Below are 14760 nucleotides of genomic sequence, written 5' to 3'. Positions count from 1 at the left end.
AGTTTTTTCTTTTTTTATAGTGAAAACGGTAATAAAACATGATAAGATGACAATTGTGTGTTATTTACTTGTTTGTTATTGCTTCTGCTAACATAAAAGTATTAATATAGACCTATTGTATATCTACCAGAAGCAAAGTGAGGATTTCATATGATTAGAATATTAAAATGGCTTTCTGTTGTCGCCACAATTGGGATGGTGTTTGTCTTAATTGGTGGTGCATTAGTCACTAAAACTGATTCAGGCATGGGATGCGGTGCAAGCTGGCCATTATGTCATGGCGAATTCATGCCTAATGAAATAACACCAGAACTCGTGATTGAATTAAGTCACCGACTAGTTTCCGGCATTATGGGTATTGTCATAATCGCCTTATCAGTTTTATCGTGGAAATATATTGGACATATCCGCGAAGTGAAGTTTTTATCTTTCTTGTCAAGTTTCTTTTTATTACTACAAGCATTAATAGGCGCAGCGGCCGTTGTTTGGAATCAGTCAGATTTCATCTTAGCAACCCATTTTGGCATTTCGCTAATCTCCTTCACGGCTGTTTTCTTACTCATGCTGTTAATATTTGAGATAGATAAGAAATTTGATGCAACTTCATTAGTTATACAGAAAAAACATCGGATTGAAATTTATGCTATAACAGGTTATACATTAATCGTTGTCTATACTGGAGCACTTGTCCGTCACGCTCACGCGAGTATGGTTTGTGGTGATTGGCCATTCTGTACAAATGATCAAGCATTTTCTTTTTCCACATTTAGTTTTGAACAATGGATCCAAATGGGACATCGCTTGTTAGCAGGAATCCTTCTTGTCTGGACGATTGTATTGTTCATAAAAATTATCAAGAACTATCATAACAATCGCGTCATGTTTTGGGGTTGGATTACCACGATGCTTCTTATTTTGCTTCAAGTTTTCTTTGGAGCAATGATCATTTTTACGATGCTCAATTTAGGTATAGCATTATTGCACGCATTTGTGATCTCGTGTTATTTCTCAATGTTAAGTTACTTTATTTTACTTTCATCACGCAGCGCCAAATATGAAGAAAAAATGGACGAATCCTCAACAAACAGCTTATAAGCTAGAAACTTTATTTTAAGATGTTTGTTCGTTAGCAAAAAACGGGTAGTAGATTAAAAATCTACTACCCGTTTTTTGCTTATTCAAACTCAATTAGCAAGTCATTCACAGTAATTGCTTCTTGATTTTTAACGTGAATGTCTTTAATAACGCCAGCAAATGGAGCCTGTACAGTTGTTTCCATTTTCATTGCTTCTGTAATTAACAAGTGATCACCTTTTTTAACTTTTTCCCCTTTTTCACAAATTACTTTTACTACTGTGCCTGGCATTGTAGCCCCGATTTGTTTGTTATTGCTCGGATCTACTTTTGGCCTTGTAACAACATTTGATTTAACACTATCATCTTTTACTACCACTTCACGGGACTGACCATTCAATTCAAAATAAACAACCCGTGTTCCATCTGAGCGAGCCTCTGATATCGAAACTAATTTAACAATCAATGTCTTCCCCTGTTCAATTTCAACTTCAATTTCTTCCCCTAACCGCATACCATAGAAGAATGTTGGTGTATCAAGAACAGACATATCCCCATATGATTCCGTAAACTTATGATAATCCATAAATACTTTTGGATACAATGCGTAGGATATCAAATCAAAACTCGTTACTTGACGGTCCAGTGTTTTAAATAATGTGTCCCTTAACTGTTTAAAATCAACGGGATCGAGAAGTTCACCAGGTCTTTTCGTAATAGGCTTTTTCCCTTTCAAAATTATCCGTTGTAATTCTTGTGGTATTCCCTGATGTGGTTGACCAATATACCCTTGCGCAAACTCTACAACTGAATCCGGAAAATCAATTGATTCACCGCGTTCGTAAATATCATCTTCAGTTAAATTGTTCTGCACCATAAATAATGTCATATCACCAACAACTTTTGATGAAGGTGTTACTTTTACTAAATCACCAAACATTTCATTAACCTGGCGGAACATCGTTTTTACTTCATTCCATCTATTTTCAAGTCCAACAGCTTTTGCTTGTTGTTTTAAATTACTATATTGTCCTCCTGGCATTTCATGGAAATATACCTCTGTATGCGGTGACTTCATACCACTTTCAAAATCTTGATAATATCCACGAACGTCCTCCCAGTATTGTGATAATTTTTCATATGAACCAACATTGATTTTTGGTTGACGCTCTGTTCCTTCAAGTGCATGGTACAATGTCTGAGCACTTGGTTGTGATGTTAGCCCAGCCATCGATCCACAAGCAACATCGACAGCATCAACGCCTGCTTCAACCGCACGTGCATACATATGGATCCCATTACCGCTAGTATCATGTGTATGCAAATGAATTGGCAAATCAATTGTCTCTTTTAATGTTGATATAAGTTGATATGCGGCTTCCGGTTTTAACAATCCTGCCATGTCCTTTATGCCTAAAATATGAGCACCTGAATCTTCTAGCTCTTTTGCCAGGTTTTTATAATAGGTTAAATTGTATTTGCTGCGGTTTACATCTAAAATATCACCAGTATAACACATCGATGCTTCGGCAATTTTATCATTGTCCCGAACAGCTTGAATTGCCGGTCTCATTCCATCAAGCCAATTCAAACTATCAAATATCCGGAATACATCGATCCCTGCAGTTGCACTCTTTTCAACGAATTCTTGAATCACATTGTCTGGATAGTTTTTATAACCAACCGCATTACTTGCACGCAAAAGCATTTGGAACAGAACATTCGGGATTTTATCCCTAAGATTTAACAATCGTTGCCAAGGATTTTCTTTTAAGAAACGATACGCGACATCAAATGTTGCCCCACCCCACATTTCCACAGAAAATAATTCCGGAAGCATACGTGCTGTCGGTTCAGCAATTTGCAACAAATCTTTCGTCCGTACGCGTGTTGCTAATAATGATTGATGGGCATCACGGAATGTAGTATCCGTATATAATACCTCATTTTGTTTTTTCAGCCAGTTAGCAAGGCCTTCAGGTCCACGTTCATCTAATATTTGCTTTGTCCCCGCTAGTATCTCTTGACTTCGATTTATTTTTGGGATTGATGGTTTCGAAAATAATGGCTTTTTCTTTTTTGTCATTCCTTCAAAACCGTTAACCGTCGTTTTTCCAATGTATGTAAGCATTTTTGTACCACGGTCTTTCCGTTTTGGAAAAACAAAAAGCTCTGGTGTTTGATCAATAAAAGTTGTGCTATATTCACCTGATAAAAACTTCCCATGAAGTATCACATTTTCCAAAAATGGAATGTTTGTCTTTATCCCGCGAATTCGAAACTCTTTTAAATTTCGGACCATTTTGTGCGCAGCTTGCTCAAACGTTAAAGCCCATGTGGATACTTTTACGAGCAACGAGTCATAATGCGGTGAAATAACAGCACCTTGAAATCCATTCCCTGCATCAAGACGAACACCAAATCCGCCACCAGTACGATAGGCCATAATTTTACCTGTATCCGGCATAAAGTTATTTAGTGGATCTTCTGTTGTTACCCTTGATTGAATTGCATAGCCATTTATTGAGATATTTTCTTGTAATGGTATACCAATCGATTTATCATGAATTGCTTGTCCCTCCGCCACTTTAATTTGTGACTGAACTATATCAATTCCCGTAATAAGTTCCGTTATCGTGTGTTCCACTTGAACACGTGGATTAACTTCAATAAAGTAAAAATCGTCATCCGTCACTAAAAACTCAACTGTTCCAGCGTTTAAATAGTTTACATTCTTCATTAAATTAACCGCTGCATCACATATTTTTAATCGAAGTCCCTCGCTAAGGGAAACGCTTGGGGCAATCTCCACAACTTTTTGGTGTCTACGTTGGACAGAACAATCACGTTCATATAAATGAACAATATTACCGTTATGATCACCAATTATTTGCACTTCGATATGCTTTGGATTTTCAATTAACTTTTCAACATAAACTTCATCACTGCCGAATGCAGCACGTGCCTCAGATCTTGCTCGATTATAAGCTTCGGATAATCCATTCTGGTTACGCACAATCCGCATTCCACGACCACCTCCGCCAAGAGAGGCTTTTATAATAATTGGATATCCATGCTGTTTTCCAAATGTTTCTATTTCTTCAATAGATGCTACCGGTCCATTGCTACCGGGTATAACAGGTAATCCGGCATTTACTGCTTGTGTTCTTGCTTTTACCTTGTCACCGAACATACTTAAATGTTCACTTGTCGGTCCAATAAATATAATTCCTTCTTCCTCACAGCGTTTTGCAAATTGAATATTTTCCGACAAAAAACCATAGCCGGGGTGAATTGCTTCAACACCGACATCTTTAGCTATCTTAATAATTCCTTCAATGTCCAAATAGGCATCAATTGGCTTCTTGCCTTCCCCAACTAAATACGCTTCATCAGCTTTATACCTATGATAAGAACCTGTATCCTCTTGCGAATAAATCGCAACAGTCCGGATATTTAATTCTGTACAAGCACGAAAAACTCGGATTGCTATTTCCCCACGATTTGCAACTAAAACTTTATTTATCTTCTTTACATCAGCCATGATCTTCCTCCTCCGTTATTTGTCTGATTTTGTGGTATATCTTTACGATTGACTGGAACTGGCTGTTGTTCCTTCTCTCTAACATTTCTTGCAATGTTATTTAAAATTCCCATTGAGATCATCATCACCAATAAGGAAGAACCACCATAACTCACAAAGGGTAATGGAACACCAGTTATAGGCAACATTCCACTTATTGCACCCAAATTAACAAATGCCTGAATAGCGATCATAGACGAAACGCCAATAGCTAAAAGCGCTCCAAAACTATCATCACACTTTCTGGCAATAAAGATGCCCCGTAAAACAATGATAGCCAGTAATCCAATTACAATTACGACACCTACAAAGCCTAACTCTTCCGCAATGACTGCCATAATAAAATCGGTATGTGCTTCCTGTAAATAACCAAGCTTTTGCACACTATGACCTAGTCCTTCACCTGTTAATCCACCAACTCCAATGGCTAGATAAGACTGAATGAGATGGTAACCATCGTCTTCAGGGTGTTCAAAAGGTTGATATGCTCCGGTGAATCGCGAAATCCTTTCATCTGTTACCATGTTCGGGATAGCAATAGCTACAACCAAAAGACCTGCAGCTATAAGAATAAACAAATGCCTAAATTTAATCCCCGAACTAAAGATGACTGAACTAGCAATCAAAAAGATAATTGCCGCTGTTCCAATATCAGGCTGTAATACAATAAGACCAAGTACTAAACCAGTTAAAATCAATGGTGGTAATACGCCTTTGTTAAACTCGTTAATGTAAGCTTGTTTTTTCGAATATACCGATGCCAAATAAATAATTAGACCCAATTTAGCAAACTCTGCGGGCTGTACACTGACAAAACCCAAGTCAAACCATGATTGTGCATAATTAATTTCCGTTCCAAACAACAGTACACCAACTAATAGTAAAATGATAATTATCATCATCATTTTTGTCAGTTTTTGATAATATTTATAAGGAAATATACTAAACAGCGTAAAACCAATAGAACCAATAACAAACCATTGTAACTGTTTAACTAAATAATAGTTGGCTTCATGCCCTTCATAAACAGCTGTAACCATGCTAGCACTGTAAATCATAACTAGACCAAAAGCGGCTAACAATACTGGAGTAATCATTAAAGTGAAATCATTATTCTTTAATCTCTTTATCATCTTACTTCTCCCCAACATATGTATTAACGGTAAAGACAAAAAAGAAATTTTAAATAGTATAACACATAATTTGAAATTAGCGTAATTTACAGATTTCTTTTTCTATCTTACCAACGAATTTATTTAACAATATTGAATTGCACTAAAAAGGATGTTCAAAATAGTCACTAAATGATAATTTGTTAAGAAAAGCCAAGCGTGCTTATCATGTTGCTTCCCCACACGCAGGTCCTAAATCTACGCGGTTCAACCTTCTTGTTTCTAATTTGCCGACTTTTTGAACACAAATTTATAATAAAAAAACCTTGCCATGAATTTGTCGGCAAAGTTTTTACTATAATACGGGGTACATAACGCCAAAAATGTTATACAAAAAGTTACACAGATTTCTGTGCTGCTTCATGCAGAATATTCAGCTGTCTTTCGAGATTTTCGAGAAGTGCTTTACCTTCATTCTCGCCGATTAAATTTAAACGCACAGCAAAATCTATTTCCCTTGAAAGACCAAACATTTGTGTATCTAAAACCTCTTCATACAATGGGCATTGCGGTGTCATTAAATTTTCAATTTGGACTTCAATAAGTTTTAAAATTTTATCAGCATCAGCCTTAAGAAGGGCATAGGCTTTTTCACGATGATTTGCGGTCACCTCAGGTAACAAATATATCCCCTCCAAGTAAAAGACTTTCTTCTCTACTATATTATCGTTACAGGCTATAAATTGCAAATGAAATAGTATAATTCTTTAAGATGAAATTTTCACCCATGTCTGCTATTCTTGTAAAGGATATATTATGAGAGGTGGTAAAAACGATGATCGTACCAATAACAGGGAAAGTTGCCTATCCAATTACACTTGATCCAACAGTATGGATTTTTGACGATCGTAAAATTCTATTTGAGGAAGCATTTCTGCAAAATACCGATAATAAAGTTGAAGATGATGAACTTGAAAAAGCATCTAAACGATGGGATAGAGCGGTATTCAATCCACCAGTTAACAAAAGCATTTCCCGCTTTGAAGGAGAAAAAATACTAAAGAATTCATATGTGATGCCAATTATTGACTTTATTGATAACGCAGAAATAAACGACAATGCTGAAAGTGCAATATTAGCAACCAGTAATGGTGAAATCAATATTTCCCTGAATGAGCTTAGAAATGGTTTATTATTATTTGCAGTTGATGGCAAAATAGTAAAAGATGATGGTCCAGTTCACTTCTTTTATCAAGATGGTTCAAATCAAGAAAACCCAATTAAAGGGGTTCAAAAAATTATTATAAAATAACTTTTTAAGGTGCGTGTTCAAAAAGTTGCCAAATTAGAAGCAAGAAGGTCGAGGTGGCGTAGTTTCGAGCACAAAGGAAACCTTCCTCGAAATTCACTTCGCACGCAGGAAAAGTGATTTTCTTTTCCAAGGAGCGGAGAAACAAGCCAACGAAGAGATTCGCCGCTTATTATTTGGTGACTTTTTGAACAGCCTCTTCAAGCTGATTGCCCAGTTTTAGGTAATCAGCTTTTTTGTATAATTTGGCTTCTCCAGCGAAAAATATATCAATAACTACTCATTTTAAGGAGGAGTGCAAATGTTTCCACGCTTATTACCACTAGTTTTTACTGGTATTATTGTGTTGGTTGGATGCCAGCAACAAGAAAAAGATACTTCACTGCCAGATGAAGAAAGCGGAAATCAGTTCATTCAAGTTGAAGATTCCCACCCAACCAAAAAGAAAAATATAAGCAATGAACAGATGGCAAACCATTTAGCAAACATTGCTAGTGATGTTCCGAATGTTAAGGATTCAGCGGCAGTCGTTGCCGGACCATATGCCGTAGTTGGGATTGATGTTGATAAAGATTTAGATCGTTCCCGTGTTGGCACCATTAAATATTCTGTTTTAGAAGCGCTAAGACACGATCCATATGGCAAAACTGCTGTCGTTGTCGCAGATGCCGATATGACAGAACGTATACGTGGAATGAGTGACAAAATAAGTCAAGGCCACCCTGCACAAGGAATTGTTGATGAATTATCTGCAATTGTCGGTAGATACATGCCAGATTTCCCTATAAATGAAGATCAACCTGTAGAACCTGATCAAAATAAAGAAGTAATTCCTAAAGAAGATGAGAAAAAACTAGACGATATTCAAGAGGATCAGTCTAACCACAAAAATAACGAATGAGCGGAAAACATTATCACAAACAAAAGGGTCTGAACCCCTCATTAATGGGGTCTGACCCTTTATTACGCTTCCTCTTCTGCTTTAACTTCATTATAATAATTAACACCGAATTGCGATCCTTCTGAGACCATTTTAGCATTCTCGAACTGCGCCAAGTCTTTGTTACCGGTTTGATCTGGTATTCCTGCATCATCTAGTGCGGACGTTTCATCATTCGTTTTAAATTTACCTGCTAAAGATTTGACCTTTCTTATGGCTTTATCCCTATTGGCTCTATCCTTTAAAAATAACCCTGCTGTACCTACCCCAGCAACGCCTAATGCTGAAATAACATACCTTTTCTTCATCAAATCGTCCTTTCTATTTATGCTTTAATTATTTATTCCCTTCCTATTTTTCTGTCAAACATCAAATAATATACTTCTTTTAATGCGTGTTCAAAATGGAGGATAAAAAGGACCGAGAAGTTCGAGGCAGCGTAGCTTTGAGTACCGGAACGGGCTTCCATAGGATGTGGTGACTTCTGCGTTGCCCACAGGACGTGGGCGGTTTTAGCAAAAGTTCCTTAGCCCGTGAGGAACGGTGAGTCTTGCTAACGAAGAAATTCGATGTGTCATTTTTACCGGACTTTTTGAACAACTTCTTTTATGCATAACGATCCTGTGGTATAGTTAAACAAACAGCCTAATTTGAGGTGAAATTATGCAAGTCAAATGTGTCATATGTGATACGATAGAGGCGATAGACGATCACTCGTTACAGGCAAAACGATTGCGAAACCGTCGGCTAAATATGTACTTATGCAAACCTTGTTATCAACGGATAGACGAAAGAACAAGAGCACGACATCTATCAGGCAAATTCCGTTTATATAGGGAAAAGAAACAAAAAAACGATCTTATTTAAGTAAAACTCCCTTATCCATTGGATTAGGGAGTTTTACTTTGGCCATTATTCATTTTGGCTTTACGTTGCTGGTGTAAACGGAATCGATAGACACCTAAAACAGCAGAAATTATAATTAAGCTTTCGGTCATAGGCATTTTAAAAATACTAAAAATCGTTATAATAAAGGTCCCAATTGCAAGCATAATATAAACAAATAAAGACTTGAGTATAGGCAATTTCCGGGCAAAACCTAGTTTAAATGCAATCGCCCCAAAAATTAGATTAAGAACATATAAAATCGTAAATAAATGATCAATACCGTAATTTTCCTCAATATAATCAAAAATTAAACTAAAATTACTATTCATGCATGTATCCCCCATCATAAAAGCTCTTTTTCCATCATACTAAATCTTGTCTGCACATGCTAGTAGTAAATGTGAAAGAAGTTTAACAAATAACTTGTTTTGAAAAACTTACTCCAATGATATATACTGTTCCATGTAATCAAACGTGGGGTGAAGAAATGAAAAAGATCAATATTCCGATGTTATTATTGGCTATGCTCGTCATTGCCATGTTTGTAGGTATCGGTGTAGCTATTTCTTATCGTAACATATGGCTTATTTTTTTGTTTTTGATTATGGGGTTTGCATTTATGGGATTTGGCTTATCGATCAAACGAAAAAGAAGTGGCTCGCATTAAGTGCGATTCACTTCTTTCCTTTTTCTATATAGTCTTTAATTATCTCGGATTGTATAACCGGATTACATGTTAAAATAGAATTCTTATGTAACATATCGACAGGCTCCCCGGAAATTGTTGTTGTCAACCCACCAACCTCATTAACGATCACAATACCTGCTGCTACATCCCATGGTGCTAAGCTCATCGTTAAGTAACCATCCAGCTTACCCTCTGCAACATAAGCAAACTCTAGCGCAGCAGACCCATAAGTTCTTGTACCTCTTACCTTTTTTACTAGCTGTTGCATCTGTGTCTCATCTACTAATCGATTCTCACAAAGCCAAAAGTGATTCATACTAAGAATCGCCTTCTCAAGGTTCACATCATCTCTTAGGTGTGGTAGTGGAACATCGTTTTTATAGGCTCCCTTACCACGCACAGCATGATACAAAATATCATCCATGACATTATAAATAAGGCCGATTTCCCCAATCCCTTGATGATAAATTCCTACTGATATTGCGAAATTACTTTTTTGATGAACAAAATTCATTGTTCCATCAATCGGATCGACTATCCATACTGTCCCATCCAACGATTTTAAATCATCACCATATCCTTCTTCACTTAGCAATAAATGATCAGGATATGAATGTTTGATATTCGCAGCAAAAAATCGCTCTGTTTCCTTATCCATATGTGTGACAAGATCATTAGGGTTTGATTTAGTATCAACGATTAATGGGTCATTCATTTTCCCCCTAATTGTTGCACCTGCTTGTAGTACCCATGCTTTAGCCTGTTTGAACAGCTCTTCGCGAATTTCCAAATCCATATGCAGACCTCCATTGCTCGCATTATTATTACTATACTACCAAATTGTAGCAAACAAGTCATTGGTTTCGAATTGCTTGGTATACGACAAAAAATGACCCCTATGTATGTATAGGAGTCAAGTATGATGATTAATCATTTTCAATCTCTAGTAGTTGTTTTCGTAATTGTTCCAAACGTTCTTTTGTTTTTATAATTTGAACCGTATCGTTTGCTTTTAATGCGTCATGAAGTGTGACAAGCTCGTAATCAATTTCCATGCGAATGACAGGTAGTTTCTCTTGTGCTTCTTTTCGTCTAATTGTCTCGAGTACATATTTCATGTCACTTACATCCTTTCAGATGGCTTATTTTATATATATGAGAAAAATTATGATATCGTTCAACATTTTTTTAGATTTACTTATTTTATCAATTCCCAATTTCGCTTGTTTTTAAACCGAAGAACTTGACTTGGTTTCAGATATACTTAATAATTATTATAATCTGTAATAAAGGATACAGGCATTTTTTAGAGAGAAGGGATGATTCACAATGAGTTTAGATGGCTTTACTGCGCAGGACTTTGCAACGTTTTCAATTGACGGATTAACTGAACGGATGGAAGCAATTCAGAACCGTATACAACCGAAGTTTCAAGAAATTGGCAATGAATTAACTGACCATTTACAGACACAACTTGGTAATGAAATGTTTTTACATATAGCGAAACATGCAAGAAGGACTGTCAATCCTCCAAAAGATACTTGGCTGGCTATTGCTAATAACAAAAGAGGATATAAAAAACATCCACATTTTCAGTTCGGCTTATTTGACGATCACATTTTCATTTGGCTAGCTTTTATCTATGAGTTACCAAACAAGCAGGAAATCGCGAAAAATCTGCTGAACAACATTGACATTATTGAAAGCGATGTTCCCGATGATTTTGTAATTTCACTTGACCATACGAAAAAGAAATCCACTAAACTCGTAGACATCAACCTGGAAGCAGCATTAGAACGTTTCCGAGATGTTAAAAAAGCAGAGTTTTTAATTGGCAGGCATATCGCAGCAAACGACAAACGTATTACGAACGGAGAAGAATTGGTAAATATCGCGAAAAATACGTATGATATCTTATTACCTTTCTACCAGCGTGCATTACTATAAAAAGAATACGCAGCTTTCCTATTAGTAAAACGTTCTTTTTTGAAATGCAAATAGGAGAAAACCAAATGATCGCATAGAAATAGCAGAAGAATTCACAATAAAATTCACTTCTGCTATTTTTATTGTAATTTAATCTATATATTAGTAATACTTGGAACCACTCATCTTGTAAAGGGTTGGGAGGAAGTCACGTAAAGGTTATGTCGCAACTACAAAATTGAAAAAGGAACAAACATTACGAAAATAGATCTTATTTTTATCTGTAAAATGACACACCGTTTAGCACACAAAATAACAGATTGAAAATTTTTGTTCTCAATCTGTTATTTGATGTGCGAATTGCGATTTATATTGTTTAAGTGGCTGAAACCTTGGTAGAGTGCATATGTCAGATTTTCTAAAAGGCTGTGTAATATATAGTTATGAAAGATTAAAGGTCTATTTTGCGTCTCAAAGGAGGACCCCGTATCCTATTTGGAGCTACCTTTTTTCATTGTTATGAATCCGTCTGTTTCTTTTGCTTTCTTGACAACATGATAACTGGAATAGCCCGATGCTTTCTGAAACTCAGAAAAAATAGTTTTCTCTTCGCTTTTAGCTGGTACTATCTGCTTGAATCGCTTATATGCAAGCATTACATTATCACTTTTCACATTTTTTTCATAGGCCTTTTCGACCATGTTAAAAAAATTAACCACGTCAACAATTTCTGCTTTCGACCACATTTCATCAATCGGGTAATGATAATTCAATGTAACTTGCCCCCTTTTAGTTTAACCATTTGTTGCGAATTTCTTCGGCTTCCATAATCATCGTAGTAAATAATTCCTGTACTGTTGGGATTGTTTTAATTCGAGCTGCTACCTGCCCAGCCCAACCGAAACCTTCTGATGCATATCCATCGGAAATATACCGTTTATTTGCTTTTCCACTAATCAAATCTTTCATTGCTTCGTATGTAGGTTGGGTAGATTCCAACTCAAGTATACGTTCGGTCCATCCATTTTTTAATGCACGAGCAGGGGTACCTAATGAACGTTTGATAACAGTTGTAGCGTTCTCGTCAGCATTAAGTAATGCCTGTTTATAGCTAGGATGCGCATCTACACATTCTTTCGTTGCGATGAATCTTGTCCCCATTTCAATTCCTTCCGCACCAAGCGAAAGTGCTGCCATCAAACCACGTCCATCACCAATTCCACCTGAAGCAATAACAGGAATGGCGATGTGATCAACTACTTGCGGGGTAAGTACTAGAGTCCCTACATCCCCGCGTCCAAGATGGCCTCCACCTTCTTGACCAACCACCATAACAGCATCGGCACCTAATTCCTCCGCTTTTTCAGCTTGTCTTCTTGCAGCGACAAGCACTAGTTTTTTAATCGGATAATCCTTCACCATGTCCAACACGCCTTTGGGATTCCCACCTGTCACCGATATTACCGGTACTTCCTCATCAATTGCCACTTGAACCATATCCGCAAATGGACGTCCATGTTGTCCAATAGCAAAATTCACCCCAAAAGCTTTATCTGTTAATAGTTTTACACGTTGTATTTCCTTCCTTAATTCCTCGGGGCTTCCTAAACTCATTGCCGTGATCTGACCTAAACCACCAGCATTTGAAACGGCTGCAGCCAAATCTGCATATGCAAGATATGCCAAACCACCCTGAACAATCGGATACTTAATATTCAATAATTCAGTCACACGTGTATTCCAGTTCATAAATAAATCCTCCCCCCAATTATGTATACGCCTCCAACCTATATCCTATCATTACAAGTTTGTTTCTGGCTAATGGAAAAGCCAAATTAGCATAAAATAAGAGGCTTTCACTTTGGTCTATATTAATTACCTAAGGGAAAGCCTCGTTTTTAAAATGTGATAATCAAATATCAATTTGGTGATCTGAGTCAATAAAAACACTTTATGTTTTAGTTCTTACAATTAGGACATGTTCCATAAAGGGTTGATACTTTTTCATCATCAAAATGTTCAATAACCTGCTGACAGTCTTGACATACGATCGTGCCCATCTGGTCCAACTCCTTTTTCGTTAATTATAATATCATATTAATATTATAGTATGTCACAATCGGAATTACAACACTCATTTAGTATAACATAATTAAAATTACATATAAAAGACAGCTAGTTATCACAAAATAACTAGCTGTCTTTTGCCTAAAATTGCTTTTGTTTATCTAGTTTCAATTAACTTTGGATCAACCATTTCATACCCTTTTTCACGTAAGCCATTCACGATATCCTTTAACGCAGCAGCGGTCCATTCCCTATCATGCATCAATAAATTAGCACCACTTGTTAATAATTCCGTATGGAGCATGATATCCGTGATCGCCTCTTTGGACATATATTCTTCGTTCCAATCATACCCATAAGACCAATTCATGAGGATCATCTCTTCCTCTTTAGCAATTTTTTTCGTATAATCCGTATTTGCCCCATTTGGTGCTCGAAAGAACTTTGGACGCTCTCCAATAATTTCTTTTACCATATCATTCACACGAACAATTTCCTTTTTTTGTTCTTTTTTCGACAAATCGGGTAAATACGCATGACTATATGTATGGTTGCCGATTAAAAACCCCATATCATCAATTTGTTTTAACATTTCTTTCTTTTTAGGCGTTTCAAGAAAATGTCCATTAACAAAGAAGATCGCATTAGCATCTAATTTTTTTAATGTCTTGGCCATTTCCAATGCATGTTCATCTGGTGCATCATCAAATGTTAACAACACCACTTTTTCATTTGCTTCATCTATAGGTACAATGGACCAATTATCAGCAACTTTATACCTTGGTTCTATCTTGTCTTCTTTATTGCTCTTTTGGTTACTAACCTCTTGATCCCTTGTATTATTATCTTTTTGTTTCTGATTTTCCTGCTGATCATTTTTGACTTCCGTTTGGTCTTGTTTTTCATCGTTATCATCTATTTCTTTGTCGGAATGAATACTACAAGCTGTCAGCAATATACCCACCATTAACAAAGAAAACCAAGCCCTTTGTTTCATTTGTTGTTCCATTCCCTTCGTTGTTAAAAATCGATATTTCCATTGTAACGAAGCAGTAAAGGTGATGTATATAGTCGTCAAGAATTATTTACGTTTGTATTGGATCGATAATGGGTATATAATTTTAGGTCCTCTGCCAAATTCCAGAATTATATCTTGCTCTTTAGTAAATAGTA

Annotated in this window: 17 protein-coding genes; 6 read left to right on the top strand and 11 right to left on the bottom strand. The window is 36.4% G+C overall.

All coding sequences use genetic code 11. The annotated features are described in order from the left end of the window. Positions 1-150 precede the first annotated feature (150 nt). Complete coding sequence (locus tag ACW2QC_RS05610) at positions 151-1095, top strand: COX15/CtaA family protein (protein WP_457543000.1); 945 nt, start codon at positions 151-153, stop codon at positions 1093-1095. A gap of 79 nt (positions 1096-1174) precedes the next feature. Here ACW2QC_RS05610 and pyc read toward each other — a convergent pair whose 3' ends face one another. The 3 genes from pyc to ACW2QC_RS05595 form a co-directional block, all read right to left on the bottom strand. Continuing rightward, positions 1175-4618, bottom strand: coding sequence for a pyruvate carboxylase (gene pyc, locus ACW2QC_RS05605; protein WP_457542999.1), 3444 nt, complete (start codon positions 4616-4618; stop codon positions 1175-1177). After that, a complete protein-coding gene (gene ftsW, locus ACW2QC_RS05600) occupies positions 4606-5790 on the bottom strand; it encodes a putative lipid II flippase FtsW (RefSeq protein WP_457542998.1) in 1185 nt (394 codons plus the stop codon). The genes pyc and ftsW overlap by 13 nt, the downstream gene beginning before the upstream one ends. A gap of 377 nt (positions 5791-6167) precedes the next feature. Further along, positions 6168-6452 (bottom strand): YlaN family protein, encoded by a 285-nt coding sequence (locus ACW2QC_RS05595; protein ID WP_457542997.1) that lies wholly within the window; start codon positions 6450-6452, stop codon positions 6168-6170. Positions 6453-6604: 152 nt separating this feature from the next. Between ACW2QC_RS05595 and ACW2QC_RS05590 the strand changes: the two genes are divergently transcribed. Both ACW2QC_RS05590 and ACW2QC_RS05585 read left to right on the top strand, forming a co-directional pair. Continuing rightward, a complete protein-coding gene (locus ACW2QC_RS05590) occupies positions 6605-7081 on the top strand; it encodes a hypothetical protein (RefSeq protein ID WP_457542996.1) in 477 nt (158 codons plus the stop codon). A 298-nt stretch (positions 7082-7379) separates the two neighbouring features. Continuing rightward, positions 7380-7979 (top strand): YhcN/YlaJ family sporulation lipoprotein, encoded by a 600-nt coding sequence (locus ACW2QC_RS05585; protein ID WP_457542995.1) that lies wholly within the window; start codon positions 7380-7382, stop codon positions 7977-7979. A 62-nt stretch (positions 7980-8041) separates the two neighbouring features. On the opposite strand, the gene ACW2QC_RS05580 is transcribed toward ACW2QC_RS05585, so the two are convergent. Beyond that, the gene (locus ACW2QC_RS05580; protein WP_457542994.1) at positions 8042-8326 is read right to left on the bottom strand and encodes a hypothetical protein; all 285 of its coding nucleotides are present in this window, start codon (positions 8324-8326) and stop codon (positions 8042-8044) included. Between the two features lie 355 nt (positions 8327-8681). On the opposite strand from ACW2QC_RS05580, the gene ACW2QC_RS05575 reads away from it, so the two are divergent. Beyond that, positions 8682-8885, top strand: coding sequence for a YlaI family protein (locus ACW2QC_RS05575; protein WP_457542993.1), 204 nt, complete (start codon positions 8682-8684; stop codon positions 8883-8885). A gap of 23 nt (positions 8886-8908) precedes the next feature. Here the strand turns inward: ACW2QC_RS05575 and ACW2QC_RS05570 are convergent, their stop codons facing one another. Further along, entirely contained in the window at positions 8909-9235 is a 327-nt protein-coding gene (locus ACW2QC_RS05570) for a YlaH-like family protein (protein WP_457542992.1), read from the bottom strand. 158 nt (positions 9236-9393) lie between these two features. Between ACW2QC_RS05570 and ACW2QC_RS05565 the strand changes: the two genes are divergently transcribed. After that, positions 9394-9573, top strand: coding sequence for a DUF5325 family protein (locus ACW2QC_RS05565; protein WP_457542991.1), 180 nt, complete (start codon positions 9394-9396; stop codon positions 9571-9573). A 7-nt stretch (positions 9574-9580) separates the two neighbouring features. Here the strand turns inward: ACW2QC_RS05565 and ACW2QC_RS05560 are convergent, their stop codons facing one another. Together ACW2QC_RS05560 and ACW2QC_RS05555 are read right to left on the bottom strand one after the other, a co-directional pair. Beyond that, positions 9581-10390 carry an inositol monophosphatase family protein gene (locus tag ACW2QC_RS05560; RefSeq protein ID WP_457542990.1) on the bottom strand — a complete coding sequence of 270 codons (810 nt, stop codon included), beginning with the start codon at positions 10388-10390 and terminating at the stop codon, positions 9581-9583. 130 nt (positions 10391-10520) lie between these two features. Beyond that, the gene (locus tag ACW2QC_RS05555; protein ID WP_457542989.1) at positions 10521-10712 is read right to left on the bottom strand and encodes a hypothetical protein; all 192 of its coding nucleotides are present in this window, start codon (positions 10710-10712) and stop codon (positions 10521-10523) included. 211 nt (positions 10713-10923) lie between these two features. On the opposite strand from ACW2QC_RS05555, the gene ACW2QC_RS05550 reads away from it, so the two are divergent. Then, positions 10924-11541, top strand: a complete 618-nt coding sequence (locus ACW2QC_RS05550) for a YktB family protein (RefSeq protein WP_457542988.1) — start codon at positions 10924-10926, stop codon at positions 11539-11541. A 470-nt stretch (positions 11542-12011) separates the two neighbouring features. Here the strand turns inward: ACW2QC_RS05550 and ACW2QC_RS05545 are convergent, their stop codons facing one another. From ACW2QC_RS05545 to ACW2QC_RS05530, 4 genes are all read right to left on the bottom strand, one after another. Beyond that, entirely contained in the window at positions 12012-12293 is a 282-nt protein-coding gene (locus ACW2QC_RS05545; RefSeq protein WP_457542987.1) for a UPF0223 family protein, read from the bottom strand. Positions 12294-12309: 16 nt separating this feature from the next. After that, positions 12310-13269 (bottom strand): NAD(P)H-dependent flavin oxidoreductase, encoded by a 960-nt coding sequence (locus tag ACW2QC_RS05540; RefSeq protein WP_457542986.1) that lies wholly within the window; start codon positions 13267-13269, stop codon positions 12310-12312. Between the two features lie 209 nt (positions 13270-13478). Next, a complete protein-coding gene (locus ACW2QC_RS05535; protein ID WP_106497759.1) occupies positions 13479-13580 on the bottom strand; it encodes a GapA-binding peptide SR1P in 102 nt (33 codons plus the stop codon). A 164-nt stretch (positions 13581-13744) separates the two neighbouring features. After that, positions 13745-14584, bottom strand: coding sequence for a polysaccharide deacetylase family protein (locus tag ACW2QC_RS05530; RefSeq protein WP_457542985.1), 840 nt, complete (start codon positions 14582-14584; stop codon positions 13745-13747). Between the last annotated feature and the right edge of the window lie 176 nt (positions 14585-14760).

The sequence above is a fragment of the Virgibacillus sp. FSP13 genome (genome assembly GCF_054048505.1).
The sequence above is the reverse complement of the archived record's forward strand: the minus strand, read 5'-3'. Positions and strand labels throughout refer to the sequence as shown.

Coding starts and splice junctions, on each gene's coding strand:
- ACW2QC_RS05610 (WP_457543000.1), top strand. CDS start 151: ATGATTAGAATATTAAAATGGCTTTCTGTTGTCGCCACAATTGGGATG.
- pyc (WP_457542999.1), bottom strand. CDS start 4,618: ATGGCTGATGTAAAGAAGATAAATAAAGTTTTAGTTGCAAATCGTGGG.
- ftsW (WP_457542998.1), bottom strand. CDS start 5,790: ATGATAAAGAGATTAAAGAATAATGATTTCACTTTAATGATTACTCCA.
- ACW2QC_RS05590 (WP_457542996.1), top strand. CDS start 6,605: ATGATCGTACCAATAACAGGGAAAGTTGCCTATCCAATTACACTTGAT.
- ACW2QC_RS05585 (WP_457542995.1), top strand. CDS start 7,380: ATGTTTCCACGCTTATTACCACTAGTTTTTACTGGTATTATTGTGTTG.
- ACW2QC_RS05580 (WP_457542994.1), bottom strand. CDS start 8,326: ATGAAGAAAAGGTATGTTATTTCAGCATTAGGCGTTGCTGGGGTAGGT.
- ACW2QC_RS05575 (WP_457542993.1), top strand. CDS start 8,682: ATGCAAGTCAAATGTGTCATATGTGATACGATAGAGGCGATAGACGAT.
- ACW2QC_RS05570 (WP_457542992.1), bottom strand. CDS start 9,235: ATGAATAGTAATTTTAGTTTAATTTTTGATTATATTGAGGAAAATTAC.
- ACW2QC_RS05565 (WP_457542991.1), top strand. CDS start 9,394: ATGAAAAAGATCAATATTCCGATGTTATTATTGGCTATGCTCGTCATT.
- ACW2QC_RS05560 (WP_457542990.1), bottom strand. CDS start 10,390: ATGGATTTGGAAATTCGCGAAGAGCTGTTCAAACAGGCTAAAGCATGG.
- ACW2QC_RS05555 (WP_457542989.1), bottom strand. CDS start 10,712: ATGAAATATGTACTCGAGACAATTAGACGAAAAGAAGCACAAGAGAAA.
- ACW2QC_RS05550 (WP_457542988.1), top strand. CDS start 10,924: ATGAGTTTAGATGGCTTTACTGCGCAGGACTTTGCAACGTTTTCAATT.
- ACW2QC_RS05540 (WP_457542986.1), bottom strand. CDS start 13,269: ATGAACTGGAATACACGTGTGACTGAATTATTGAATATTAAGTATCCG.
- ACW2QC_RS05535 (WP_106497759.1), bottom strand. CDS start 13,580: ATGGGCACGATCGTATGTCAAGACTGTCAGCAGGTTATTGAACATTTT.
- ACW2QC_RS05530 (WP_457542985.1), bottom strand. CDS start 14,584: ATGAAACAAAGGGCTTGGTTTTCTTTGTTAATGGTGGGTATATTGCTG.